The organism is Mixta theicola (assembly GCF_002895925.1).
In the GTDB taxonomy this organism is placed as follows: Bacteria; Pseudomonadota; Gammaproteobacteria; order Enterobacterales; family Enterobacteriaceae; genus Mixta; species Mixta theicola.
Window position 1 is genome coordinate 471,836 of record NZ_NWUO01000001.1, and the last position, 23,948, is coordinate 495,783.

The following is a 23,948-nucleotide window of genomic DNA, read 5'->3' on the forward strand; positions in this document are numbered from 1 at the left end:
AAGGCGGCGGTGTTGGGTTATTTCAGCAGAGCAATCGTTCGTGCGAAATTGGGCAGCTGCGCTTCATGCGCCAGCAGCATGTCGCGCGCCAGCCTTTCCGCATCGTTATCGGAGTGGATCAGCGGATTCAGGTTCAACGCCAACAGCACATCATTCAATTCACCGCTCAGCGCCGCCTCGCTGGCCGCGACCTCAAAACTCTTGATGGTGTAAATCAGCCCAAGGACTTTCTCGTCAAAATGTTTAATGCGCGGGGTGGGCGTCGCGCCATCGCGCCCAATGGTACAGGTCATTTCGATAGCCCAGTCGGCCGGAATATTATCGATATGACCTTGATGCGGGAAGTTGACGTAATGCTCGGTTTGCCTGTCGTTATGGATGGCGCTAATCACTTCGCACGCCGCATCGGAGTAATAAGCCCCGCCGCGCAGCTCAAGCTCTTTGGGTTTGACGTCCAGTTCCGGATTTTTATACAGATCGAAAAGCTGCTTCTCAACCTGCTGTACCACCGTTGCGCGCGCGCCGCCCTTGTAGAATTCGCCCATCTCGATGGCCAGCATCTCTTTTTGCTTGAAGTAGTAAAGCAGATAGGAACAGGGGATCAGTTTCAGCGAGCGGATTAATCCGGCGCTGAACGGTAAGTCGAAAATATTTTTCACGCCGCTGGCCTTCAGCGTGCCGGACGCAACGCCCTCCAGCAGTTCGGCAAAACGCGAGGTGCCGTTAACCCAGACATCTTTGATAAACACCATATGGTTTAAGCCAAAGAGATCGATCGAAAGACTATCCTGCGGCTCAACCTTCAGCACCTCGCGGATAAACATCTTCATGCCCACCGGGATATTGCATACGCCGATAAACTTTTTGAAGCCGGTATGACGAAACACCGCTTCGGTTACCATGCCTGCCGGGTTGGTAAAATTGATAACCCACGCCTCAGGACAAACTTCCTCTACGTCTTTAATGATGTCAAAAATCACCGGAATGGTGCGCAGCCCTTTAAATAACCCACCGGCCCCGTTGGTTTCCTGTCCCAGATAGCCATAGCTTAGAGGAATGCGCTCATCCAGCTCGCGCGCTTTTAATTGCCCCACCCGTAGCTGGGTGGTGACAAAATCCGCGTTAACCAGCGCGGCACGACGATCGAGGGTTTTGTAGAGCGCAATCGGCACGCCGGCGCGTTTAATCATACGCAGGCAAAGATCGAAAATAATATCCTGCTTCTCTTTACCGGCCTCCACATCCACCAGCCATAATTCGCTAATCGGCAATTCCTCGTAGCGTTTAATAAAGCCTTCCAGTAATTCGGGGGTGTAGCTACTGCCGCCGCCAATAGTGACGACTTTCAGTTTTTTGCTCATAGGGGCTCCTGTGCAGCGGCATGAGCGCTGCAAATTAAACAGAAAATGTAAAAATGGCGAATATAGCCTGAGCCGTTCAGAACCAGGCTAACTCATATGGCACAGTTGCTTACGGTAATGTTTCGGCGTGAATGACGTCAGCCTTTTGAAATTTTTAATAAACAGGCTTGGGCTGCTATATCCAGACTCAAAGGCAATATCCGTCACCGAATAATTGGTTATTTCCAGCTGTTTTTTAGCAAAGTCGATGCGTATATCGTTGATGATTTGCATCGGCGTTTTGCCATAATAACGCTGAGTGGCGCGGGTTAAATATTCCTGCGACTTCCCGGACAGCGCCACCATATTTGCCAGCGCGTTATCGCCGAACCAGGATTTGTCATGCATTTTTTCAACCGTTACCTCCAGCCAGAGCGGGATATGAGTTATCACTTCGGTTTCGCGATGGTGACGCAGCCGGTTAACAATATAAAAGGTTACCATTTCCAGAAACTCGTTAAACTCGCCGTTTCTGAAATTAAGCGAAGAGACCATCGTTTCAATATAGTTAAGAAACTCGCTCTTAATCTGGTAAACCTGCGAAGCGACAAAATGAGGCGGCAGCAGGCGCAAATAGTGCTGATCAAAAAAAGCCTTGCTGATACCGACATTTAATATTCTGGCGGCGCCAAACTCATAAAAGCTTTGATGGTTCGAACCCAGCGGAATAAAAACAAAGTCGCCCCGCTCTAACAGCACCCTTTTACCGTTTATCTCCTGATAATAGCGCCCGGTAAGCAGCACGGTAAATTCATAATAGTCATGTTCATGCAGCCCGGAGATACTTTCGGTTTTGTTGTAGATAAATACATGAAAATTTTGGCCGTCAAACAGTTGGTTTTCATGCGCTGTTTTGATTTCCATGCTCAATACCGTTGGCTGCATCATAATGACTCCACACGTTATTTTATTTTTTCATGCAGCTCAATGAGTTCCGTCACAAGCTCGCGCGCCAGCATTGAAGTCATCAGATGATCCTGCGCGTGTACCAATACCAGGCTGACTTTGGTTTTACCTGCGCCCTGATCCGCTTCAATCAGTCTGGTCTGTACCCGGTGCGCCTCGTTCAGCGCCAGGTGGGATGACGCCATCAGCTCCTGCGCCTGTTCAAATTTCCCGGCTTTTGCCTGTTTTAGCGCGGCGTACGCCAGGCTACGGGCCTGCCCGGAGTTAATGATTAATCCCATTACCACTTCTTCAGGATCCTGGGTTTCATCTGCGGCTACAGTCAGGGAGTCTGAATTAAACATTTTTACCTCTCAACGTTAAGGGGTTAGCACGGGCTGACATCATCTCAGCCCCGATAATCAGAATTTCAGCGCGTTGGCGATCTCTTCTTCGCTCTCTTCTTGTGCAATAACGCTGTTCGCTTTGTTGGAAATCAGCACGAAAGGCAGATAAAACAGCGTCGCAACGCCCAGGTTGAACAGCGCCAGTAGCAGGGCCGCAACGCTTCCGTTGGTATTAAAGAAGGCGCCCAGCCCGGTTGGCATGGTCCACGGCGCGATATTGGTAATCGGTGGGATTATCCCCAGGTAATAGGCCGTTAGCGTAATCGCCGCCAGAATCGGTTGAATTAGCATAAAGGGAATAAACATCACCGGGTTCATGATAATCGGCAGACCGAAAAGCACAGGCTCGTTGATCTGAAAAATGCCGGAGGGCAGCGCCAGCTTCGCCACCTGACGATGATCGGCACGACGCGAACCGATCAGGATGGCGATAATTAAGCCAAGCGTTGCGCCGGTTCCGCCGAGGAAAATGTAGGAGTCGAGCATCGGTTTGGCCCAGACGTGGAACGTTTTACCCGCTGCCAGCGCCGCATCGACCGAACCATATTGGGTATAGATAGCCACGTTCTCCAGCGCCCACGGCATCATAATGCCGTTTTCCAGCGCCGCCAGCGCCAGCGAGCCGTGAACGCCAAAGAACCACAACAGAGAGGTGAAGATAACGTAGACCCAGCCTACCACCGCGTCCATCGACGCCAGCGGCGTAGAGATCGAGTCCATAATGATCTGATGGAAATTGCTGCCGAATAACGCCAGCGCCCACGAGATAACGCCGAAAACAGAGAGGATAATAAAGCCGGGAATTAACGCGGAGAATGAACGCGATACGGATTCGGGTACGCTGTCCGGCAGGGTAATAACCCAGTTGCGTCGGATAACGAAGGCAAACATTTCAGCGGCAATCAAACCAATTATAATGCCTGAAATAATATTCGCGCCGCCTAACCAGTTAGCCCCGACGGCATAAGCATCGCCTACGTTATAAGGCGTGACGGTCATAAAGGCGGCCACGGCCAATAAACCCGCAGCGAGCGAGTCAACTTTACGCTCTTCCGCCAGCGCGCCGCCGATAAAGAAAGGCGCCATAAGCGACATAATTCCCAGCGTACCGTTATAGACGTTGCCGCCAATGCCTTTTAATCCATTCAGCGTTTCAATCGTCGCCGGATCTAAGCGAATACCCAGCGAATAAAAGAAAGAACCTGCGCCAAAACTGAGAAAAACATTGTTAATAAGCACAAACATCGCCCCGGCCAGGGTCAACGGCATTAATTTGATAAATCCATTTTTAATCGCGTTAACGTGCGGCTGCTTTCCCAGTTTAACGGCACAGGGAAGCAGCACTTTTTCAAGTGAATCAATGACTTTACTCATTTTATATTCCTTTCGCGCCGCCAGGTCGGCGGCCAGGGTGGGTAAGGCCTTTCTTTGACGGTAAAAATAAATAAAAAATAAGATTAATTATTGGCTGCTTTTTTGATCGAGGCGACGGCAGCCTTTAGCACGCCTAATCCATCTATTTTGCCATACAGCGCTGAATCAATAACCTCAACCGGTTTATTGGGTAATATTTTTTGAATATCCTCCAGCATCCAGGCAATTTGCGGCCCCAGCAGAACAAGATCCGCCTCAGGGCCTTTTTCAGCCGCCAGCGATTCAGGAAAGGCTGCAATGGTCACCGGCACTTCATATTTCAACGCCTGAGCTGTCATTTTAGAAACCAGCAACGAAGTAGACATTCCAGCGGAACAAAACAGATAAATAGTTTTCTTTCCCATAACAAGCCCTCAGCTCCCGGATAAATTTCAGTTTGGAAAAAGCATCTTCTTTGCCTGTTAATCTAACGAAACAAGCGTCAAAAAATAAAAAACATTTCATTGTCTGGAAGGAGTATACGATATTGCTTAAGAGGGGAATATTTATCAGCCGCTAAAAATTGTCTCTCCTTGACCAGGACTTATGACTCTCTTCACATTTTGGCTAAATAAAAGATGGCAATAACGTGAAGCCCGCAGCCCCGTTTTTGCACAAAAAAATAAAGCACCGAGAAGAGAAGCTTTCGGTGCTTTATTCCGCCTGGATAGCGCTTTTAACCTGCAACGCGGGTTTATTACCGTCCTAGCGGCGGTTGCCGAAGATGCGCAGCAGCATCAGGAACAGGTTGATAAAGTCCAGATAGAGCGTTAGCGCGCCCATAATCGAATAGCGGCGCAGGTTCTCTTTATCGCGCGTATCGATATTTTCCCCAATCGCCTTCAGTTTTTGCGTGTCATACGCCGTCAGGCCGACAAACACCAGCACGCCAATATAGGTAATCGCCCACATTAAGGCCGGGCTTTTCAGCCAAAAGTTAACCAGCGAAGCCAGCAGCAGGCCAATCAGCGCCATAAACAATATGCTGCCCATTTTGCTGAGATCGCGTTTGGTAGTGTAGCCCCAAAAGCTCATGGCACCGAACATACCGGCGGTAACAAAGAAAGTGCTGGCAATCGATGAATAAGTATACACCAGAAAAATACTGGCTAAGGTTAAACCGGTCAGCGCTGAATAAAGCATAAACAGCGCGGTAGCCACCGCACCGCTAAGCTTATGCACCAGGCCTGAGAGCACAAACACCACCGCCAGCTGCGCAATAATCAGACCAAAAAAAGTCATGCGGCTGGCGAACACCAGCTCCATTACCGCAGGCGTATTCGCCGCATACCAGGAAATAAAGGCGGTGAGCAGCAGACCGCAGGTCATCCAGCCATAAACCTGCGCCATATAAGTTTGCAGACCGGTACCGGTGCGCTGCACGATTGAATCTTGAGAGTGTGGAAATCGATCCATAGATCCCCCTAATGGTGTGAAGTAACGGGTCACCCAAGTGTGGCATAGATCTGGCAGGTTATGCCATTGCCACTGTCAGGCAGCGAGCGGAGAAGAGAAGACTACCCCCTGAATCGCCCGCGCTGGAAAGGCTTAAGTTGAAGCAAGAAAAAGGCCTGCGCTATCTTAATATAACCTGCCCCTCCGTATTCATTTTAAGCTCTGCTTTTCCTGGAATCCCTCACTTAAGGTCGGCTTCTTTTTTAATTAAGCCCTACCCGCCTTAAATTGAAAAGCATGAACTATTTAAATATTTTTTTGTAATTAATTAATTTAGTTTTTAAAGACAAAGGCCAGAATATTTCCTATCTTTTCTGCGACCTTTAAAAAGGCTCGTCCATTAAAAGGTTCGTCCATTTTCGATTGAAACCGCATTAGCCCGCTAATTGCATTTCGTGTTAGCGAAAATGGCCCAAAAGGAAGATGGTTAATAAACAAAGGCAGAAAAATGAAATTAAATAAAATCACATTGGGACTTATCGTGGCATCGTGTGCTATAGCCTTTTCGGCAAATGCAGCGCTCCAGAATTTTGAAATAAAATTAATACCAGATGATAGTTTAAACATCATTCATGGATTGAAAGAGAGTCATATGTTTTCCACTGACGGTGGAGCAACCTGGCAAGCCTATACCGGTAAGGAAGATAATAAATTTTTAGGAAGCGTTGAAGTTCAGGTTGCTGAGTTAAATAATAAAATCATTAATAGCGTCACCTATGATGAAAACGCCTCTTATGCCACGCCGGGCACCGTAGTTATTTATGATGGTTATTTCTGGACGAATAGCTGGTTTGCAAACCCAGGAGAAAAACCGGGCTCTAATGCAGTCTGGGCCCGTGGAGAAGCGGTTAATGTTGTTTCTCTGGGAACCTTTAAATTTACCCCCTTTAAAGGGCAGCAGGCGATAGATTATCAGAAAAAGCTAAAACAGGCTGTTGCCGCTCAGCGCAAAGTTATCGGTTACTATCCAGAGTGGGGCGTTTATGAGGCGCATGATTACTTCACGCCTGAAAAAGTCGCTTACGATCAAATCTCTCATCTGAATTATGGCTTCGCCGTACTGAACAAAGATGGCGTCGTTGAGACGCATGATACCTGGAAAGGCCCGGAGCTAATGAAGGATATAGCTAAACGGACCAAAAAAGCCGGCGTAGTGAATATGATTTCTATCGGCGGCTATACCAACTCTCAGTTATGCGTAATGAATTGCGATCAGAACGGAAAAGAAGTAAAAGCGTTCCAGGCTGCAACCTCTACGCCAGAAAAAGTTGAGCGTCTGGCGAACAGTATTATTAATCATATGGTTACGTGGAAGTTTGACGGCGTAGACATCGACTGGGAATATCCGACCTCTGAACAGGAAGCGCAGCAGTATACCCAGCTGATTAAAAGCCTCCGTACCAAGCTGGATGATTTAGGCAAGCAAAACGATCGTTATTATCAGCTTTCTTCAGCGGTTACGGCCAACCACAACCATATTAAGTACCTTAATCCAGCCGAGACCGCTCCCCTGCTGGATAGCGTAAATGTCATGACCTATGATTATCATGGCGCTTTTGATCCTATCACCGGTCATAATTCACCGCTTTACAGCAACTACAATGATGTTGACCAGAAATTCAACATCGATTCCACCATGAGGGAATATAACCTGCAATGGAATATCCCTAAATCCAAGCTGTTGGTTGGGCTGTCATGGTACGGTCGCGCATGGGGTGACGTTGAGGGATCGGAAAAAATTACCGGTATGCCAGGCCTGTTTAATAGCGGTTCTGCAACGGTACATGGTATATGGGATGACAAGGACGAATACACCGGCACCACCCCTTACAGTGCGCTGAAGCAAATGGCGCTGGATAAACAATTCCAACGTTTCTGGGATGCGCAGGCTCATGTGCCTTATCTCTATAATGCCAGTTTGCAACATTTCTACAGCTACGATGACGCGCAGTCAATCCAGGAAAAAGTTAACTATATTGACAGCGAAGGCTACGGCGGCGCGATTATTTGGGATCTGAGCGGCGATACGCAGGATCATGAATTAGGCGCTATCTCTGCTAAATTACTGTCGCAAGAGAATGAGCAGGAACAGGAGCAGGAGCAGGAGCAGGCACAAAAGGAGGGGCTGGAAAATATTAAATATGAGATTGCCCGTCAGCCTAATGGCCGGGTCGCTATCAAATCCACGGTTCATAACAAAACATACAATGATTTAAACCGCGTTATGTTTTATATCAACGGGTTTTACGAAGGTGAAATGTATAAAGGTAAAGCCTATTATTCATACAAAACCGTTAACAACGATAATTCGGTAACCATCAAAACCAACTTCAAAAAAGAACCTAAAGTGGGCGATGTGGTGAAAGTTGTCCTGGCTGAAGGTAAGCCAGGCCAGTCTCGTAACGTTAAAAACGATAAAGTGTTGTACCAGACAAGCATAACTAAAGATATGCTCAAATAAAATAATGATGCCCATCGTTATCACGCCGCCTGCAATATTGCAGGCGGCGTTTTTTTAGCGCCGCAGCACTTTTCACAGATGCTGACCACAGCAGGATAAGCATCACGCAGCAGGATGACGGCCAGCGCGCAATTTTGCCGCAATAAAGCCTGAACTTAGGCCGCCAGCTGCCGATAATCTGTACAGAAGGAGATTCGCTGACAGGAGGTTATTTTAATTTTTAACCTTTTCCGGGGAATTTCATGACCACCTTTGCTAACCACCGGCGCAAAATGCGCACCCAAACCCTGATGTTGCTAACCGGCATCGTTACGATTTCTCTTGGCTTTATTCTGACCATCGGCCTGTTGAGCGGCCAGTCGCGCCAGCAACAGCGTCAGCTGGCGCAGGATTATCTGCAGCAAATCGCTAAAGCCAACGCACAGCAGGTGCAAAACAAGTTCGATGAGGCATTACACACCGCGCGTGGGCTGGGTAACGATGCCTGGAGTTTAAAAGAGGCGGGCGTGCCGGATCGCCGGGCGCTGGATCAAATGCTGAGCTCTACGCTACGTTCGCACCTCGATTATCTCTCGATCTCCCTCGCCTTTGAACCGAACGCTTTTGACGGCAAAGATGCGGAATTCGCCGGCCAGCCGGAACAGGAGACTACCGGACGCTACGTGCGCTATGTCGATCGTAACGGCGACGGGCGTCCCGCGCTGCATAACCTGGTGGATTATGAGAAGCCGGGCACCGGCGACTACTATTTGCTGCCGCGTCAGCGCATGAAAGAGGTGATCCTCGAACCTTATATTTACCCTTATAACGGCGTGGAGGTGATGCTGACCTCGGTTGCCGCACCGATCGTCGTGGACGGCCAGTTCAGAGGCTCGGTCACCGCTGATTTCTCGCTGGAGACGCTGCAAAAAGCCATCAGCGCCATCAAGCCGTGGCAGGGCAAAGGCTACGCGCTGCTACTGTCGAACCAGGGCAAAATTATCGCCAGCCCCGATGCGTCGCTGGCAGGCAAAATCTGGCAGGGTGAAAAAGTTGAAAACCTCGCGGTACATGAATATCAGGATGCTTTTCTGAAGGAAGCCGCTTTTATCAGCTGGCAGCCGATTATCGTCGGCAACAGCGAAACGCCGTGGCGCCTGGCGATTGTCGCGCCGGTCAGCGAGGTGATGGCCGCCGCCAACCGCCAGCTTATCTATGCGCTGATCCTGATGCTGGTCAGTATTGTGGTGGTATGCGGCGTACTGGGACTGATCTTCAACCGTAAAATCGCGCGTCCCGTCGGCGGCGAACCGACCGAAGCCGCCAGCCTTGCCCTGGCGGTAGCGCAGGGAGATTTAAGCCGCCCCATTAATGTCCAGATCAAAGACCAGCAAAGCATTTTCTACGCCATGCAAACCATGCAGCGGCAGCTGCGCAATATGGTTGGCGAGATCATCACCGCCAGCGCCTCGGTGCGCAGCGGTGCCAGCGAAATCGCCGGCGGTAACCTCGATCTCTCTTCACGCACCGAGCAGCAGGCTTCGGCGCTGCAGGAGACGGCAGCCAGCATGGAAGAGTTAACCGCTACGGTGAAGCTGAATGCCGATAATGCTCATCAGGCCACGGAACTGACCGGCAACGCCACGGCGGTAGCCGGACGCGGCGAGGCGCTGGTACAGCAGGTGATAGAGATTATGTCGCAGATTGACGAAAGCTCGCGCAAAATCGGCGATATAACCAGCCTGATTAGCAGCATCGCTTTCCAGACCAATATCCTGGCGCTGAACGCGGCGGTAGAGGCGGCGCGCGCCGGCGAACAGGGACGCGGCTTCGCGGTGGTGGCCGCTGAAGTTCGCAATCTGGCGCAGCGTTCAGCCAACGCGGTAAAAGAGATTTCCGCGCTGATCGAAGAGTCGGCTTCACGCGTCAGCACCGGCGTCTCGCTGGTGAATGAGACCGGCAAAACCATGACAACCATGACCGAGTCGGTGGCGGCGGTGCAGTCGATTATCGGCGAAATCGTTAACGCTTCCGATGAGCAATCGCTGGGCATCAGCCAGGTGAGCGTGGCGGTCAATCAGATGGATGGCGTAACGCAGCAAAACGCCGCGCTGGTACAGCAAATGTCGGCGGCGGCCGCCTCGCTGGAGCAGCAGGCGCGCCAGCTGGCCGATACGGTTTCGACCTTCCAGCTGGGACAGCACGGCTAAACCGGCGCTTTTCCGGCCTGACGCAAAGCGGCCCGCCCGTGATGTTAATCCGTCACGGGCGTTTTTTTAGCGCCGCGCCATACATTGCTGATAGCGGCCGTTTACCCGCTGGGCAAACCAGGCGGTGGTCAGATTACGGGTGATTTTCGGGCTTTCGAGCCGAATGCCGGGCAGCATTTCGCGCGGCAACCGGCGTCCGGCCTGTTTATCCGCCAGCGCAAAAACCTGCTGCCACAGCTCGCTGTTTTCAAACTCAGGCTGATCACCCTTTTCCAGATCGCGGCGCATCGCCCGCGGGCTCATCTTGATTTGCGCAGCCAGCGTGCGTACCGCCAGCTCCGTCGCGCCCGCCTTATCGGAGCCATACATAATCAGGTCGCCATCCAGCGCCAGTTTCATGCCGGTAGTGCGCGCCACCGCCGCCTGAAACGCCGCGTTGCGACTGGCGTACCAGCCGGCGTTAAAGTCGGCAAAACGGTAGAGCGGCGCGCTATAGTTGACCGGGTAGCCCAACAGGTGCTTTACGCCAAACCAGATGCCGCCGTGACGGGTAAAAACTTCCTGCCGGATGGAGGTTTCTACCGGCCACGGATAGCCTCGTTCATTCGCTTCGGCAAAGGCGATGCTCACCTGCATCGGGCCGCCGGTATGAATTGGGTTCAGATTGCCAAACAGCGTCTGGCCCATCGGCACCATATTAATAAAGTCATCAAAAATGGCGCTCAGCTCTTTTTCGGTGCGCACGCTGTCCAGCCGATCGGCATAGCTGCGCCCGTTAGGCGACTTAATCATCAGCGCGGTACGTACCAGAAAGGCGGGAATATGCAGCCGCGCCGCCCGTTTATCGATCTCGCCCCAGGCAATTTTCGGCAGGCCGGGCACCGGCGAATCGGCGTTGAAGTTGGTTTCCTGATCGGCCACGGCGATCGTAGCGCAAATATTGCTGTCGCTGGCCTCGATCTGCTGCGTACGAAACGCGGTGGCAATATCGCTGGCCCAGTCCGATTTCTGCCGCACGTCGCCCGGCATCAGCGCGACGATGCGTGCCTGCATCTGCTGCGGCGTTTGCTGAGTCGTCTTTTGCTGTTTACTGGTACAGCCCGCCAACGCCAGCAGCGCGACCAGCGGCATAAGGCGAAATAACTGAGATGACATACCTGTCCTTATCCACTTTGAAGTTAAGCGCACCTTAACCACTGCCGTGGCGAAATGCCAGCCCAGCCCGCTTTTATTCCCTGGCCTCATTTTTTAAAACCCGCTGAAGCGGCTTTATACGCCGGAGGTTGAAAGCAACCGTAAACAGACGATGGATAATGTAATTACTTTATTAAAATCAATCGGCGGCTCATATACGACAAAAACGCCCATATTTTAGCGATAGCATTACCCTAATCAGCGATTAATTTCACAAGCAGAGGCTGGTTTACGCTGTAAATACCCAGTTTATGCCCGCGCCTTTCCATTTCTCAATTTTGCGCTAACGTTAACTTTTGTTAATCATTATTACAGGAATTATCGATGAAAACCTTATGGTTACCGGTAGTCGCAGCGTTGATGCTGGCCGGCTGCGGCGGCAATAACACCCCGGCGCAGATAAACACCCCCGGCGCGCCGACATCAATGAAAATGAAGCTGCTGGATACCGGCGCCGCCGCGATGCAGTCACGCCCGCCGATTGACGCGATTAACGCCTATCTCGACGGCTTTCACTTTTACAACGGCGATAAAAACGGCCAAATGGAAGCGCACCACTACGTCACCATTCTGAATGATGACGTGATGCAGGCGCTGATTTATGACGGCAACACGCGCGATGCGCGCCTGATGGGCGTGGAATATATTATCAGCGAGCGGCTGTACAAAACGCTGCCGCCGGAAGAGAAGAAGCTGTGGCACAGCCATAACTATGAGGTGAAATCGGGCACGCTGGTAGCGCCCGGACTGCCGGATACGGCGGATAAAGCGCTGATGAGCAAACTGGTGAACACCTACGGTAAAACCTGGCATACCTGGCACACCGACCGCGATAAAACGCTGCCGTTCGGTATTCCAGCGCTGATGATGGGCTTCACCGCCGACGGTCAGCTCGATCAGCGGCTGCTGAAAGATCGCGATGCGCGCATGGGGATTGATACGCGTAAAATACGCCAGCAGCGTGCTGATATTGTCGCGCATCCGGTGGTGAAAGGCGCCGACGCCTGGCAGGATGGCGAGGTGATCCAGCTCCAGCGCGTCGAGGGCGGCGGTGAGCACGCCCACGGCAGTACGGAGTTTGGCACGTCAGAACAGACGAAGCGCCACAAGTTTAATAACTAATCCCAGCGACCGACCGCCTGCTGGTCGCTGTCGCGCGCCTCAACCCAGCGATCGCCTTCGGGCGTCGCTTCCCGCTTCCAGAACGGCGCGCGGGTTTTCAAATAGTCCATGATGAACTCGGCGGAGGCGAAGGCCGCACCGCGATGCGCCGCGCTAACGCCGACAAAAACAATCTCATCGCCGGGAAAAAGTTCGCCGACGCGGTGGATCACGCTCACCCGCTGCAGCGGCCAGCGCGTACGCGCTTCGGCCACAATCTCAGCCAGCGCCTTTTCCGTCATGCCGGGGTAATGTTCCAGCGTCAGGGCGGAAACGTGCTCGCCCAGGTTGTGGTTGCGTACTTTGCCGGTAAAGGTCACTACCGCGCCATCATCGTTACAGGCGGAGAGCCACTGATACTCTTCGGCCATACTGAACGGCGGCTGCCCCACGCGAATACGGGTTGTCATATTAACCTCCGGTGACCGGCGGGAAGAAGGCGACCTCATCGCCGTCCTGCAGCGGATGCTGTAGCGATACCAGCGTTTGATTTACCGAGGCCAGCAGTTTGCCAGCGCTCAGCGCCAGATCCCAGCGGTCGCCGCGTGCGGCCAGCGCAGCACGCAGTTCTTCCACCGTGGCATATTCCGCCGGAAGCGATAAAGAGGAGGTTGCCACCAGCTCGCGCACCTGCGCGAAAAACAGTACGTTAATCATTATCCACCGCCTGAAAATCACCCGATTTGCCGCCGCTTTTATGCAGCAGGCGCACCGATTCAATCACCATATCTTTCTGCACCGCTTTACACATATCGTAAATGGTCAGCGCAGCCACGGAGGCGGCGGTTAACGCCTCCATCTCTACGCCGGTTTTGCCGGTCAGCCGACAAACCGACTCGATGCGCACCCGCTGTTTTTCCGGCTCGGCGGTCAGCTCAACTTCGACCTTGCTCAGCATTAACGGATGGCAGAGCGGAATCAGCTCCCAGGTGCGTTTCGCCGCCTGAATACCGGCGATACGGGCGGTGGCAAAGACGTCGCCCTTATGATGACGTCCTTCGATAATCATTTGCAGCGTGGCCGGCGACATCACGACACAGGCTTCCGCGCGCGCTTCACGCAGCGTTTCAGCCTTGGCGGATACGTCAACCATATGCGCTTCGCCGGCGGCATTAATATGGGTTAATTGCGACATAGTTATGATTTTTTCAGATGTGATACAAACTGGCAGGGGCGCGTACGAGCGTCCAGCTGCTCACAGATAATGCGTTCCCAGGCGGTACGGCAGGCGGAGGTCGATCCTGGCATGGCAAAAATCAGCGTCTGATTAGCCAGGCCAGCCACCGCGCGCGACTGCAGCGTTGAAGAACCAATCTCCTCCCACGACAGCATGCGGAACACCTCGCCGAACCCGTCGATTTCCCGGTCAAACAGCGGCAGCAGCGCTTCCGGCGTACTGTTTTTGCTGTTAAAGCCGGTGCCGCCGTTGATCAGGATAACCTGAATATCATCGCTGGCGATCCAGCTGGAGACCACCGCGCGAATGCGGTACAGATTGTCGGCGACAATCGCGTGATCGAGAACCTGATGACCCGCTTCGGTCACCGCCTCGCGTAAATAGTCGCCTGAGGTATCGTCCGTGGCGTCACGACGATCGGAAACGGTCAGGACCGCAATCCGTAGCGCCTGAAATTCCATTGTAGCTTTGCCCATGCTTTGCTCCGCGTTTAGCCGCCGATAAATGAGAGATTTTGCGTAATGCCGGTGTTGCCCTGATGCAGGAAGTGCGTCTGTTTTTTACGCCCCAGGCTGGCGGCGATCCGCGCCTGCAGCTCAGTCTGCTGCTCATCGGAAGCCAGCAGATCGCGCAGCGGCACGCCACCGTCGCCAAACAGGCAGAGATGCAGATTGCCGATAGCCGATACGCGCAGGCGATTACAGCTGGCGCAAAAATCGCGCTCGTAAGGCATGATCAGGCCAATTTCGCCCTGATAGTCAGGATGACTAAACACCTGCGCCGGGCCGTCGCTGCGCTCCCGAACCTGACGCTGCCAGCCCTGCTCGATAAGCCGATCGCGGATCACTTCGCCGGAAATATGATGACGTCGAAACAGGTCGCTGCCCTCACCGGTTTCCATCAGTTCGATAAAGCGTAGCTGAATCGGGCGGTGGCGAATCCAGTCGAGGAAGGTTTGCAGGCTGTTATGGTTAACGTCGCGCATCAGCACGCTGTTGACCTTAACCTTACTGAAGCCGGCGTCAAAGGCGGCGTCAATGCCGCGCATTACCTGGTGAAATTTATCCTGCCCGGTAATGGCATGAAATTGACGCGCATCAAGGCTGTCAACGCTAACGTTAATTGAGGTCAGGCCTGCGGCGCGCCAGCGTGCGACATCGCGCTCCATACGGTAGCCGTTGGTCGTGACCGCCAGCTGACGGATACCCGGATTTTCACGCACGGCGGCGATAATATCGATAAAGTCGCGACGCAGGCTGGGCTCGCCGCCGGTCAGACGGATTTTTTCCGTACCGGCATCGGCAAAGGCGCGCGTGACGCGCCGGATCTCATCAAGCGAAAGGAAACTTTTGTTTGTCGCACCCTGCGGCTTATAGCCATCGGGCAGGCAGTAAGTGCAGCGAAAGTTGCATACGTCAGTAATCGACAAACGCAAGTAATAGAACTTGCGGGCATAGGAATCAATAAACTGGGTCACCAGAACACCTTTCCAAATGGGAGATGCAGTCATTTCTTTCTGCACCCTGGCAGCTCGTGGCTGCGGCCAGTGCCCCCTATCTATCGACGTAGGCGCAAAGGCTTGAGTGTGGGTTTGCCTGTTAAACAGGAATCTGCAAATAGTAACGCCATTTATCAGGGCGTGCCACTTTCCATTTCGTTATGTATATCAATATATAGCGAAAGTTCACGACATTTAGCCGCACGATAGCCACCATTTACCGCATGATGGTTTTAATTATCAGCAAGCGAATTCCGGACGATGATTGTGATAAGTCATTTCTGTGCTCTGTTCGCTAAATCGTGCCTGTCCCGCGGCGGCCGAAGTGTATTAAACGCCCGAAGAAACCATTATCCTGTGCCGACCCGACGGTTAAGGTTACCGTCACCTATTGTCAGGAGAATTATGCGTAATCGTACCCTTGCGGATCTGGATCGGGTGGTCGCCCTGGGCGGCGGACACGGACTGGGGCGCGTTATGTCGGCCCTTGCTTCGCTGGGTTCGCGCCTGACCGGCATCGTGACTACCACCGATAACGGCGGCTCTACCGGTCGTATCCGACAGTCGGAGGGCGGAATAGCCTGGGGCGATACGCGTAACTGCCTGAACCAGCTGATTACCGAGCCGGGCGTGGCATCGGCGATGTTTGAGTATCGCTTTGCCGGTAACGGCGAGCTGGCCGGGCATAACCTTGGCAACCTGATGCTGAAAGCGCTCGATCATCTTAGCGTACGCCCGCTGGAGGCGATTAACCTGATACGCAATATGCTAAAGGTGGATGCCCTGCTGATTCCCATGTCGGAGCAGCCGGTCGATTTAATGGCTACCGACAGCGAAGGCCATATGGTTTACGGCGAAACGGCGATTGATACGCTGGCGCGAGTGCCGCAGGATTTGATGCTGCATCCCAACGTGGCGCCAACGCGTGAGGCCATAGAGGCGATTGCCGAAGCCGATCTGATCCTGATCGGCCCCGGCAGCTTTTTTACCAGCCTGATGCCGCTGCTGCTGATGGAGGAGATGGCGCAGGCGCTGCGGCGCACGCCGGCCCCGCTGATTTTTATTGGCAATCTGGGCCGTGAGCTAAGCCCCGCCGCTGCCAGCCTCAGGCTGGAAGATAAGCTGGCGATAATGGAAAAATACATTGGCAAAAAGGTCATTGATGCGGTGGTGGTCGGGCCGCGCGTAGAGGTGCAGGGCGTACAGGATCGGCTGATCGTGCAGCAGCCGCTGGAAGCGGCGGATATTCCATACCGCCACGATCGCCAGCTGCTGCGTCTGGCGCTGGAGCAGGCGATCCAGGCGCTCGGCTGAGGCGCGCCGCCAGCGCTAAAAAACCGCACACCCGTCCGGGCAGCAGTCTCTGAAGCACCGAATAAAAAAGCCGCACCTCTTCAGGCTACGGCTTTTTTTCGCTATGCGGTATTTATGAAGCGGCGATAAATAGCTCACGCAGCTGATGTAGCCGATCGCGCACGTTGGCGGCTTCTTCGAACTCCAGGTTTTGCGCATGCTGCTGCATCTGGGTTTCCAGCTGATGGATCTTCTTCTGCAGCGCCTGCGGCGTGAGCGCCAGATAATCGGCCTCGGCCTCGGCAACGCCACGGCTGCTGCTCCTGCCGCGGGTTTTCCCCCTGGTCGCGCTTTTGCCCAGCTCAAGAATATCGTTGATTTTCTTGTTCAGGCCCTGCGGCACGATACCGTGTTCGGTGTTGTACTCTATCTGTTTCTCGCGGCGGCGCTCGGTTTCGCTAATCGCTTTCGCCATTGACGCGGTAATGCGATCGCCGTAGAGAATAGCCTTGCCGTTCACGTTACGCGCCGCGCGTCCGATGGTCTGAATCAGCGAGCGTTCAGAGCGCAGGAAGCCCTCTTTATCGGCATCCAGAATCGCCACCAGCGATACTTCCGGCATATCCAGCCCTTCACGCAGCAGGTTGATGCCCACCAGCACGTTAAACTCGCCCAGACGCAGATCGCGAATAATCTCCATACGCTCGACGGTATCAATATCCGAGTGCAGATAGCGCACCTTTTCGCCGTGCTCTTCCAGATATTCGGTCAGATCCTCAGCCATGCGCTTGGTCAGCGTGGTCACCAGTACGCGTTCGTTGATCTCAACGCGCTTGCGAATTTCCGACAGCAGATCGTCCACCTGGGTGGTGACCGGACGCACTTCAATAATCGGATCGAGCAGCCCGGTAGGACGCACCACCTGATCGATAACCTCTCCGGCGGATTTTTCCAGCTCGTAGTTGCCCGGCGTCGCCGAAACATAAATCGTCTGCGGCGCCAGCGCCTCAAATTCTTCAAACTTCATCGGGCGGTTATCCAGCGCCGACGGCAGGCGGAAGCCATACTCCACCAGCGTTTCTTTACGCGCCCGGTCGCCGCGGTACATGCCGCCGATTTGCGGGATCGTCACGTGGGACTCATCCACCACCAGCAGGCCGTCCGCCGGTAAATAGTCAAACAGGGTCGGCGGCGGCTCGCCCGGTCCGCGCCCAGAGAGATAGCGTGAATAGTTTTCGATGCCGGAACAGTAGCCCAGCTCGTTCATCATCTCCAGGTCGAACTGGGTACGCTGCGTCAGGCGCTGTTCTTCCAGCAGCTTGTTGTTCGCCAGCAGGGTTTTACGGCGGTCGGCCAGCTCAGTTTTAACCTCTTCCATCGCCTGCAAAATGCGCTCGCGCGGCGTGACGTAGTGCGTTTTGGGATAGATGGTAAAGCGCGGCACCACGGAGTCTACCTGCCCGGTAAGCGGATCGAACAGCGACAGCCGCTCAACTTCCTCATCGAACAGTTCGACGCGCAGCGCCAGGTCGTCCGATTCCGCCGGGAAAATATCGATCACTTCACCGCGCACCCGGAAGGTGCCGCGCTGAAACGCCTGATCGTTACGGCTGTACTGCAGCTCAGCCAGGCGGCGTAAGATACTGCGCTGGTCGATGATCATACCGCGCGACAGATGCAGCATCATTTTCAGGTACAGATCGGGATCGCCCAGGCCGTAAATTGCCGAAACCGACGCCACCACAATCACATCGCGCCGTTCCAGCAGCGCTTTGGTGGCGGAGAGACGCATCTGCTCAATGTGTTCGTTCACCGAGGCGTCTTTTTCAATAAAGGTGTCGGAGCTGGGCACGTAGGCTTCAGGCTGATAGTAGTCGTAGTAGGAAACAAAATACTCGACGGCATTATCAGGAAAGAACTCTTTCATCTCGCCATACAGCTGCGCCGCCAACGTTTTGTTGGGCGCCAGCACCATCGTAGGCCGGTTAAGATCGGCAATCACGTTGGCAACGGTGAAGGTTTTCCCGGAGCCGGTCACCCCCAGCAGCGTCTGGTGCGCCAGACCGTCCTCAAGCCCCTCTTTCAGACGAAGTATCGCCTCTGGCTGATCGCCGGAGGGCTGAAAGGCGGAGTTAAGTTTAAAGGTTTTACTCATCAGAAATGATCTCTGCTGAAGAATTACACGGACAGGAGGTTAATTTTACTCCGCTTCGATGATTTTTCCAACGTGTGATACTGGATAAATAATCAGTTATTTTGTCCCATGCCTGAGGAAAAGGCAAAGCGACAATTTTAAGCCTTATCATTACATGGGGATAATATTAAGGGACGCAAGGTTATCCCCAGCAGCTGATAGCATTTAACATTTGTCAATAGGCGCAGCGCAAAAGCAACAGTGGAAAAAAGCGCGCGCAATCGCAGGCTTGATTTTAACTAACTTTCTGAAATTAAATGCAATATAAATAAAGCCCAGTTTCGCGCCAGTTCAGGAAAAAGCCGCGCCCGCTCTGGCTTGCACGTTGTTTTCACTGGGTAATGCACATGGTTATCCACAGGAATAGTGGATAACTGTTTACAGGCCCCGCAACATCGGGGGTGGATAAAATTCCTCCCTGGGCCGTAACACGGATGAAATATTTTTTTTTCGCCTTTTTCGACCTGACCTGTCCCTGATTTTTCTGGTTTAACGCCTGCTGTTCGGCGTCACCGGCGTTTTCTCGCCGTAAACGCCAGGCCGTTATTAATAAATTTTTCTGCCTTATGGTGGTTCCTCTGCACCATAAGCATGGCGTCATCAGCACCGTCAACGTGCAGACCATTTATTACCTGACTAAACTATTAAGCATTTCTGACCGTTACTCTGGGATACGGCTATATGCCAGCACGCCTTTTGCCCGTTATCGGCGATTTGGCCTGTGGATTGCAAGAAAGAATGGACCTCCCATAACGGCTGGCCGCTCAGCCGCCTGGGGAAAAGGCGGTGATATCACCTCGCCGACGTCTGTGACCTGCCCGGCTTTAGGCGGGCGGACAGAATGATTTGAACGGTACGGAAGGAGAATATCAGATGCTGAGTTTACGTTCGGTTAATCAGTTCTATGGTAAAAATCATATTCTGTGGGATGTGGATCTTGATCTGCCGCCCGGCACCTGCACCGGCATTATCGGCCAGTCCGGCATGGGAAAAACCACGCTGGTGAACTGTATTATGGGCCTCCTGCCGGTTAACAGCGGCAGCATGATATGGCAGCAGGCTGGGTCGCCGCCGGAAAATTTGCTGATGCAGCCGACGGCGACGCGCGCCCGGTTGGGTATCGGCTACGTGCCGCAGGGACGGCAGATTTTTTCCCAGCTCAGCGTAGAAGAGAACCTGCTGATCGCCCTGCTGGCCAGCCAGCAGGATCGCCACTGCGCCATTCCGCCGCTGGTTTATGAACTGTTTCCCACGCTGTGGCCGCTACGTCATCGGCGCAGCGGCGATCTGCCGCTGGAACAGCAGCAGAACCTGGCGCTGGCCCGGGCGCTGGCGCTGCAGCCCAGGCTGCTGATTTTAGATGAGCCGACCGAAGGGATGTCGCCGTGGCTGGAGGAAGAAACCGGTAATTTGCTGCATCGGCTGAATCATGAGTTCGGCCTGACGATCCTGTTGCTGGAACCGCGCGTTTCCGTTATTCGACGCGTGGCGGACTATTTTTTACTGCTGCATCGTGGCCGCAACGTGGCGCAGGGCCACGTTGCGGAGCTGGATGAAAAAGTGGTGGATAAATGGCTGGCGGTAAGCTGAAACCGCGCGCTACGCGGGCAAACGCAGGTATTCGCCCAGCGCGGCGCGATCGATCTGCTCCAGAAAGGGAATTTCGCCCAGCAGCGGCGCAGGCAGGCGCTGTTGCAGGGTGGCCATATATTCCTGATGCCGTCGGCCCGGCGGCTGAATATCGTTAGCGATCCAGCCCGCCAGCGGCAGACCCGCGTTGAGGATCGCCTCGGCGCTGAGCAACGCATGGTTGATACAGCCCAGTTTAATGCCCACCACCAGAATGACCGGCAGCTGCTCCTGGCGTACCCAGTCAGCATAGGTTTGCTGCTCCGACAGGGGCGTATACCAGCCGCCTGCGCCCTCTACCAGCACCCAGTCTGCTTTTTCCCGCAGCGCCTGCAGGCCGGCGGAAAGCCGCGCGAATTCAATCGGCTGACCGGTATCGGCGCTAACGATGTGCGGCGAAGTCGGCTCCATAAACACCAACGGATTCACCTCGTCATAGCTCAGCGACAGGCTGCTGTTACGCTGCAGTGCCAGCGCATCGCCGTTGCGAATGCCGTCTGGCGTCATTTCACTGCCGGAGGCCACCGGCTTATAGCCAGCGGTACGCAAGCCCGCGCGGTTAGCGGCCTGCAACAGCGCGCTGCTGGCGACGGTTTTACCCACTTCAGTATCGGTCCCGGTCAGGAACCAGCAATTACACACAATCAATTACTCCGGTAACCAGTTGATAAGAGAGTCGATAGCCGCGCTCATCCTGCGGCCAGTGCTGCGCCAGCTGCTGCAGGCGCTGGCGCGTCAACAGCCCGCTGGCGCGTCCCTGATGAATATGCGTGGCGCCAATGCCTTTTAGCGACTGCAGCGCGCTGCGTACGTCGGGAAAGCGCTGCTCTACCGTTTCGCTGCTTAGCCGCAGCGCCAGGCCGTCGCCAGCCTGCCGGATAGCCGCCTCGGAAAGAAAGGTATTAACATGCTGATAGTCATCCAGCGCCTGCCAGGCGCTGCGCACCTCATGGAGCGAAGCCTCGGCCAGGGTAGAAAACAGCACCCGGCCGCCCGGCCGCGTTACCCGACACAGCTCACGCAGCCCCTGCGCCAGATCGTCGCACCACTGCATCGCCAGATTACTCCAGCTCATATCCACGCTGTGGGCGCGCAGCGGCAGCGCCTCAATATCGCCCAGCAGATAGTGGTGCGCCGTTTCATCGCGCCGCGCCTGCGCCAGCATGCCCGGCGAGAGATCGAGGGCAATCACCTGATGCCCCTGCTCCCGCCAGCGGCGGCTGAACCAGCCGGTGCCGCAGCCGGCATCCAGCACGGTTCCGGCGGATAATGCGGGCAGCAGCGCCATTAACCGCTCTCCGCTATAGCGCTGCAGCCCGGCAAAGCGGTCATAACCGCCTGCCGCGCGGCCAAACGCCTGCGCCACCGCCTGCTTATTCACTTTGTGCGTCATACAGCGCCTCCAGTAGCCGATCAATATCGTCCGCCGTGTGGCGTGCGGTTAAAGTAATACGCAGCCGTGCGGTGCCCGGCGGCACGGTTGGCGGGCGAATCGCCGTAACCCAACAGCCGCGCTGGCGCAAACGGCTGGCGAGCGTCAGCGCCTGAGCGTCGTCGCCCACCAGCAGCGGCTGAATGGCGGTAGCAGAAGGCAGCAGCGTTAAGGCGCGCTGGGCAGCCCCGCTGCGGAAACGGGCAATATTAGCGGCCAGCCGCTGACGCAGATCGTCGCCCTGCCGTACCGCGCGCAATGCTGCGCGCAGCGCTTCGGCCTGTGCCGGCGGCATCGCCGTGCTGTAGATCAGATGACGGGCAAACTGCAGCAGATAAGCAGCGGTGTCGCCATCGCACAGCAGCGCCGCGCCGCTGATGCCAAACGCTTTGCCAAAGGTGATAATCAGCAGTTCCGGCCGGACGCCCTGCTGCCAGCAGCTGCCGCGTCCCTGCTCGCCCTGCACCCCGATGCCGTGCGCATCATCCACCAGCAGCCAGCCACCCGCCTGCTGCGTCAGCTGATGCAGCGCAGCCAGCGGCGCGCTGTCGCCATCCATACTGAATACGCCTTCGGTTACCACCAGGGTTTCGCCCGCATGCGGCGCGGCCAGCAGGCGCTGCAGGCTTTCTGGCTGATTATGCGCAAATCGGCGCAGCGTGGCCGGGCTGAGGCTGGCCGCCTCCAGCAGCGAGGCGTGCGACAGTTTATCCGCCAGGATGCGGTCGCCCAGGCTTGCCAGCGCGCCGATCGCCGCCTGATTGGCGGCATAGCCGGAATTAAACAGCAGCGCGCAGGGATAGCCCAGCCAGTCGGCCAGCTCCGCTTCCAGCTCGGCGTGCGGCAACGCATAGCCGGTAACATGGCCGGACGCCCCGGCGCCTACGCCGTAGCGCTCAGCGCCCTGCTGCCAGGCCTGCACCAGGCGCGCATCGTCGCTCAGTCCGAGATAATCATTGCTGGCGAAGTTGCGGTAGCGTTTTCCGTTATGCAACAGCCAGCCCGCGCGGCACAGCGTAAGCAGGCTGCGCTGACGTAAACGCTGCTGCTGCTGACGCTCGGCCAGCGCCGTCGCGATCCGATGTTGCCAGCTCATTATTGTGCCGCGTTGTAATAGTGCGGGGTATCGGCGTTAACCAGCTGCTGCGCCAGCGCCTGCTGCTGTTCGTTATCCCCGGCACGGGTGTGCGTATGTTCAGGATTGAGGCCCAGCTTACGGAACAGCAGCAGATCTTTATCCTCTTCCGGGTTCGGCGTGGTGAGCAGTTTGCAGCCGTAGAAAATAGAGTTGGCTCCCGCCATAAAGCACATCGCCTGGGTCTGCTCGCTCATCTGCTCGCGCCCGGCGGAGAGACGCACGTGCGAGCGCGGCATCATAATGCGCGCAACGGCGATGGTGCGGATAAAATCAAACGGATCGACATCCTCGTTATCCGCCAGCGGCGTTCCTTTGACCTTAACCAGCATATTGATCGGCACGCTTTCCGGCGGCGTCGGCAGGTTAGCCAGCTGTACCAGCAGCGCGGCGCGATCCTTCACCTCTTCGCCCAGCCCGACGATGCCGCCGGAGCAGACTTTAATCCCCGCCTCGCGCACTTTTTCCAGCGTATCCAGCCGCTCCTGATAGGTGCGGGTGGTGATGATATTGCCGTAGAACTCCGGCGAGGTATCAAGGTTATGGTTGTAAAAATCGAGCCCGGCCGTGCCCAGCCGCTGTGCCTGCTCATCGTTAAGCGTGCCCAGCGTCATGCAGGTTTCAAGGCCCATCGCCTTCACGCCCTGCACCATTTTTTCAAGGTAAGGCATATCGCGATCGTTGGGGTTTTTCCATGCCGCGCCCATGCAGAAACGGGAGGAGCCCGCCGCCTTCGCCTTACGCGCCGAGGCCAGCACCTCTTCCACTTCCATCAGGCGCTCCGCTTCCAGCCCGGTTTTATAACGGGCGCTTTGCGGGCAGTATTTACAGTCTTCCGGGCAGGCGCCGGTTTTGATCGATAAAAGCGTACTTACCTGTACCTGACGCGGATCGAAATGCTGCCGATGTACCTGCTGCGCTTCAAACATTAATTCGAGGAAAGGCTTATTAAACAGGGCCTGAGCCTGTGCCAGCGTCCAACGCATTGACATTGCTTACTCCAGAAAGGGTCGTTTTTATCATGT

Annotated in this window: 22 protein-coding genes and 1 riboswitch; of the genes, 5 read left to right on the forward strand and 17 right to left on the reverse strand. The window is 54.8% G+C overall.

The annotated features are described in order from the left end of the window. Positions 1–17: 17 nt before the first annotated feature. The 6 genes from COO59_RS02190 to COO59_RS02215 form a co-directional block, all read right to left on the reverse strand. Positions 18–1,361 (reverse strand): 6-phospho-beta-glucosidase, encoded by a 1,344-nt coding sequence (locus COO59_RS02190; protein WP_103058185.1) that lies wholly within the window; start codon positions 1,359–1,361, stop codon positions 18–20. Between the two features lie 87 nt (positions 1,362–1,448). After that, the gene (gene chbR / locus COO59_RS02195; RefSeq protein WP_103058186.1) at positions 1,449–2,288 is read right to left on the reverse strand and encodes a transcriptional regulator ChbR; all 840 of its coding nucleotides are present in this window, start codon (positions 2,286–2,288) and stop codon (positions 1,449–1,451) included. Positions 2,289–2,302: 14 nt separating this feature from the next. Then, positions 2,303–2,650 (reverse strand): PTS N,N'-diacetylchitobiose transporter subunit IIA, encoded by a 348-nt coding sequence (chbA, locus tag COO59_RS02200; RefSeq protein WP_103058187.1) that lies wholly within the window; start codon positions 2,648–2,650, stop codon positions 2,303–2,305. A 57-nt stretch (positions 2,651–2,707) separates the two neighbouring features. Then, a complete protein-coding gene (gene chbC / locus COO59_RS02205; protein ID WP_103058188.1) occupies positions 2,708–4,066 on the reverse strand; it encodes a PTS N,N'-diacetylchitobiose transporter subunit IIC in 1,359 nt (452 codons plus the stop codon). A gap of 83 nt (positions 4,067–4,149) precedes the next feature. Beyond that, complete coding sequence (locus tag COO59_RS02210) at positions 4,150–4,470, reverse strand: PTS sugar transporter subunit IIB (protein ID WP_103058189.1); 321 nt, start codon at positions 4,468–4,470, stop codon at positions 4,150–4,152. Between the two features lie 340 nt (positions 4,471–4,810). Next, positions 4,811–5,521: a Bax inhibitor-1/YccA family protein gene (locus COO59_RS02215; RefSeq protein WP_103058190.1), complete on the reverse strand. Its 711-nt coding sequence runs from the start codon at positions 5,519–5,521 to the stop codon at positions 4,811–4,813. A 631-nt stretch (positions 5,522–6,152) separates the two neighbouring features. Between COO59_RS02215 and COO59_RS02220 the strand changes: the two genes are divergently transcribed. Continuing rightward, the gene (locus COO59_RS02220) at positions 6,153–8,021 is read left to right on the forward strand and encodes a glycoside hydrolase family 18 protein (RefSeq protein WP_240614067.1); all 1,869 of its coding nucleotides are present in this window, start codon (positions 6,153–6,155) and stop codon (positions 8,019–8,021) included. Between the two features lie 242 nt (positions 8,022–8,263). Beyond that, the gene (locus COO59_RS02225) at positions 8,264–10,210 is read left to right on the forward strand and encodes a methyl-accepting chemotaxis protein (protein WP_103058192.1); all 1,947 of its coding nucleotides are present in this window, start codon (positions 8,264–8,266) and stop codon (positions 10,208–10,210) included. A gap of 66 nt (positions 10,211–10,276) precedes the next feature. Here COO59_RS02225 and COO59_RS02230 read toward each other — a convergent pair whose 3' ends face one another. Beyond that, positions 10,277–11,365 (reverse strand): DUF1615 domain-containing protein, encoded by a 1,089-nt coding sequence (locus tag COO59_RS02230; protein ID WP_103058193.1) that lies wholly within the window; start codon positions 11,363–11,365, stop codon positions 10,277–10,279. A 363-nt stretch (positions 11,366–11,728) separates the two neighbouring features. Between COO59_RS02230 and COO59_RS02235 the strand changes: the two genes are divergently transcribed. Beyond that, positions 11,729–12,526, forward strand: coding sequence for an OBAP family protein (locus COO59_RS02235; protein ID WP_103058194.1), 798 nt, complete (start codon positions 11,729–11,731; stop codon positions 12,524–12,526). Here COO59_RS02235 and moaE read toward each other — a convergent pair. The 5 genes from moaE to moaA form a co-directional block, all read right to left on the reverse strand. Continuing rightward, a complete protein-coding gene (moaE, locus tag COO59_RS02240) occupies positions 12,523–12,975 on the reverse strand; it encodes a molybdopterin synthase catalytic subunit MoaE (protein WP_103058195.1) in 453 nt (150 codons plus the stop codon). The two genes, COO59_RS02235 and moaE, sit on opposite strands and share 4 nt — an antisense overlap. A gap of 1 nt (position 12,976) precedes the next feature. After that, positions 12,977–13,222 (reverse strand): molybdopterin synthase sulfur carrier subunit, encoded by a 246-nt coding sequence (gene moaD, locus COO59_RS02245; protein WP_085067535.1) that lies wholly within the window; start codon positions 13,220–13,222, stop codon positions 12,977–12,979. Next, on the reverse strand, positions 13,215–13,700 hold the full coding sequence (moaC, locus tag COO59_RS02250) for a cyclic pyranopterin monophosphate synthase MoaC (RefSeq protein ID WP_103058196.1): 486 nt from the start codon (positions 13,698–13,700) through the stop codon (positions 13,215–13,217). The genes moaD and moaC overlap by 8 nt, the downstream gene beginning before the upstream one ends. Positions 13,701–13,702: 2 nt before the next feature. Then, positions 13,703–14,218 carry a molybdenum cofactor biosynthesis protein B gene (gene moaB, locus COO59_RS02255; RefSeq protein WP_103058197.1) on the reverse strand — a complete coding sequence of 172 codons (516 nt, stop codon included), beginning with the start codon at positions 14,216–14,218 and terminating at the stop codon, positions 13,703–13,705. 14 nt (positions 14,219–14,232) lie between these two features. Continuing rightward, positions 14,233–15,219 carry a GTP 3',8-cyclase MoaA gene (gene moaA, locus COO59_RS02260; RefSeq protein ID WP_103058198.1) on the reverse strand — a complete coding sequence of 329 codons (987 nt, stop codon included), beginning with the start codon at positions 15,217–15,219 and terminating at the stop codon, positions 14,233–14,235. After that, positions 15,209–15,340: riboswitch (molybdenum cofactor riboswitch) on the reverse strand. Its footprint overlaps the gene before it by 11 nt. Before the next feature lie 305 nt (positions 15,341–15,645). On the opposite strand from moaA, the gene COO59_RS02265 reads away from it, so the two are divergent. Then, positions 15,646–16,554, forward strand: a complete 909-nt coding sequence (locus COO59_RS02265) for a gluconeogenesis factor YvcK family protein (RefSeq protein WP_103058199.1) — start codon at positions 15,646–15,648, stop codon at positions 16,552–16,554. 112 nt (positions 16,555–16,666) lie between these two features. Here COO59_RS02265 and uvrB read toward each other — a convergent pair whose 3' ends face one another. Further along, positions 16,667–18,688, reverse strand: coding sequence for an excinuclease ABC subunit UvrB (gene uvrB, locus COO59_RS02270; RefSeq protein WP_103058200.1), 2,022 nt, complete (start codon positions 18,686–18,688; stop codon positions 16,667–16,669). A 912-nt stretch (positions 18,689–19,600) separates the two neighbouring features. Here uvrB and COO59_RS02280 point away from each other — a divergent pair. Continuing rightward, positions 19,601–20,317, forward strand: coding sequence for an ATP-binding cassette domain-containing protein (locus tag COO59_RS02280; RefSeq protein WP_103058202.1), 717 nt, complete (start codon positions 19,601–19,603; stop codon positions 20,315–20,317). A 9-nt stretch (positions 20,318–20,326) separates the two neighbouring features. Here the strand turns inward: COO59_RS02280 and bioD are convergent, their stop codons facing one another. The 4 genes from bioD to bioB are packed head-to-tail and all read right to left on the reverse strand — an operon-like array spanning position 20,327 to position 23,915. Continuing rightward, positions 20,327–20,998, reverse strand: a complete 672-nt coding sequence (gene bioD, locus COO59_RS02285) for a dethiobiotin synthase (RefSeq protein ID WP_103058203.1) — start codon at positions 20,996–20,998, stop codon at positions 20,327–20,329. Further along, positions 20,991–21,749 carry a malonyl-ACP O-methyltransferase BioC gene (gene bioC / locus COO59_RS02290; protein ID WP_103058204.1) on the reverse strand — a complete coding sequence of 253 codons (759 nt, stop codon included), beginning with the start codon at positions 21,747–21,749 and terminating at the stop codon, positions 20,991–20,993. Before bioC ends, bioD begins: the two co-directional genes overlap by 8 nt. Continuing rightward, on the reverse strand, positions 21,730–22,884 hold the full coding sequence (gene bioF, locus COO59_RS02295; RefSeq protein WP_103058205.1) for an 8-amino-7-oxononanoate synthase: 1,155 nt from the start codon (positions 22,882–22,884) through the stop codon (positions 21,730–21,732). Before bioF ends, bioC begins: the two co-directional genes overlap by 20 nt. Continuing rightward, positions 22,884–23,915 carry a biotin synthase BioB gene (gene bioB, locus COO59_RS02300; protein WP_103058206.1) on the reverse strand — a complete coding sequence of 344 codons (1,032 nt, stop codon included), beginning with the start codon at positions 23,913–23,915 and terminating at the stop codon, positions 22,884–22,886. The genes bioF and bioB overlap by 1 nt, the downstream gene beginning before the upstream one ends. Positions 23,916–23,948: the final 33 nt, after the last annotated feature.

Bases quoted from the DNA above. Each gene is read 5' to 3' on its own strand.
- COO59_RS02190 (WP_103058185.1), bottom strand. From the start codon at position 1,361: ATGAGCAAAAAACTGAAAGTCGTCACTATTGGCGGCGGCAGTAGCTAC.
- chbR (WP_103058186.1), bottom strand. From the start codon at position 2,288: ATGATGCAGCCAACGGTATTGAGCATGGAAATCAAAACAGCGCATGAA.
- chbA (WP_103058187.1), bottom strand. From the start codon at position 2,650: ATGTTTAATTCAGACTCCCTGACTGTAGCCGCAGATGAAACCCAGGAT.
- chbC (WP_103058188.1), bottom strand. From the start codon at position 4,066: ATGAGTAAAGTCATTGATTCACTTGAAAAAGTGCTGCTTCCCTGTGCC.
- COO59_RS02210 (WP_103058189.1), bottom strand. From the start codon at position 4,470: ATGGGAAAGAAAACTATTTATCTGTTTTGTTCCGCTGGAATGTCTACT.
- COO59_RS02215 (WP_103058190.1), bottom strand. From the start codon at position 5,521: ATGGATCGATTTCCACACTCTCAAGATTCAATCGTGCAGCGCACCGGT.
- COO59_RS02220 (WP_240614067.1), top strand. From the start codon at position 6,153: ATGTTTTCCACTGACGGTGGAGCAACCTGGCAAGCCTATACCGGTAAG.
- COO59_RS02225 (WP_103058192.1), top strand. From the start codon at position 8,264: ATGACCACCTTTGCTAACCACCGGCGCAAAATGCGCACCCAAACCCTG.
- COO59_RS02230 (WP_103058193.1), bottom strand. From the start codon at position 11,365: ATGTCATCTCAGTTATTTCGCCTTATGCCGCTGGTCGCGCTGCTGGCG.
- COO59_RS02235 (WP_103058194.1), top strand. From the start codon at position 11,729: ATGAAAACCTTATGGTTACCGGTAGTCGCAGCGTTGATGCTGGCCGGC.
- moaE (WP_103058195.1), bottom strand. From the start codon at position 12,975: ATGACAACCCGTATTCGCGTGGGGCAGCCGCCGTTCAGTATGGCCGAA.
- moaD (WP_085067535.1), bottom strand. From the start codon at position 13,222: ATGATTAACGTACTGTTTTTCGCGCAGGTGCGCGAGCTGGTGGCAACC.
- moaC (WP_103058196.1), bottom strand. From the start codon at position 13,700: ATGTCGCAATTAACCCATATTAATGCCGCCGGCGAAGCGCATATGGTT.
- moaB (WP_103058197.1), bottom strand. From the start codon at position 14,218: ATGGGCAAAGCTACAATGGAATTTCAGGCGCTACGGATTGCGGTCCTG.
- COO59_RS02265 (WP_103058199.1), top strand. From the start codon at position 15,646: ATGCGTAATCGTACCCTTGCGGATCTGGATCGGGTGGTCGCCCTGGGC.
- uvrB (WP_103058200.1), bottom strand. From the start codon at position 18,688: ATGAGTAAAACCTTTAAACTTAACTCCGCCTTTCAGCCCTCCGGCGAT.
- COO59_RS02280 (WP_103058202.1), top strand. From the start codon at position 19,601: ATGCTGAGTTTACGTTCGGTTAATCAGTTCTATGGTAAAAATCATATT.
- bioC (WP_103058204.1), bottom strand. From the start codon at position 21,749: ATGACGCACAAAGTGAATAAGCAGGCGGTGGCGCAGGCGTTTGGCCGC.
- bioF (WP_103058205.1), bottom strand. From the start codon at position 22,884: ATGAGCTGGCAACATCGGATCGCGACGGCGCTGGCCGAGCGTCAGCAG.
- bioB (WP_103058206.1), bottom strand. From the start codon at position 23,915: ATGTCAATGCGTTGGACGCTGGCACAGGCTCAGGCCCTGTTTAATAAG.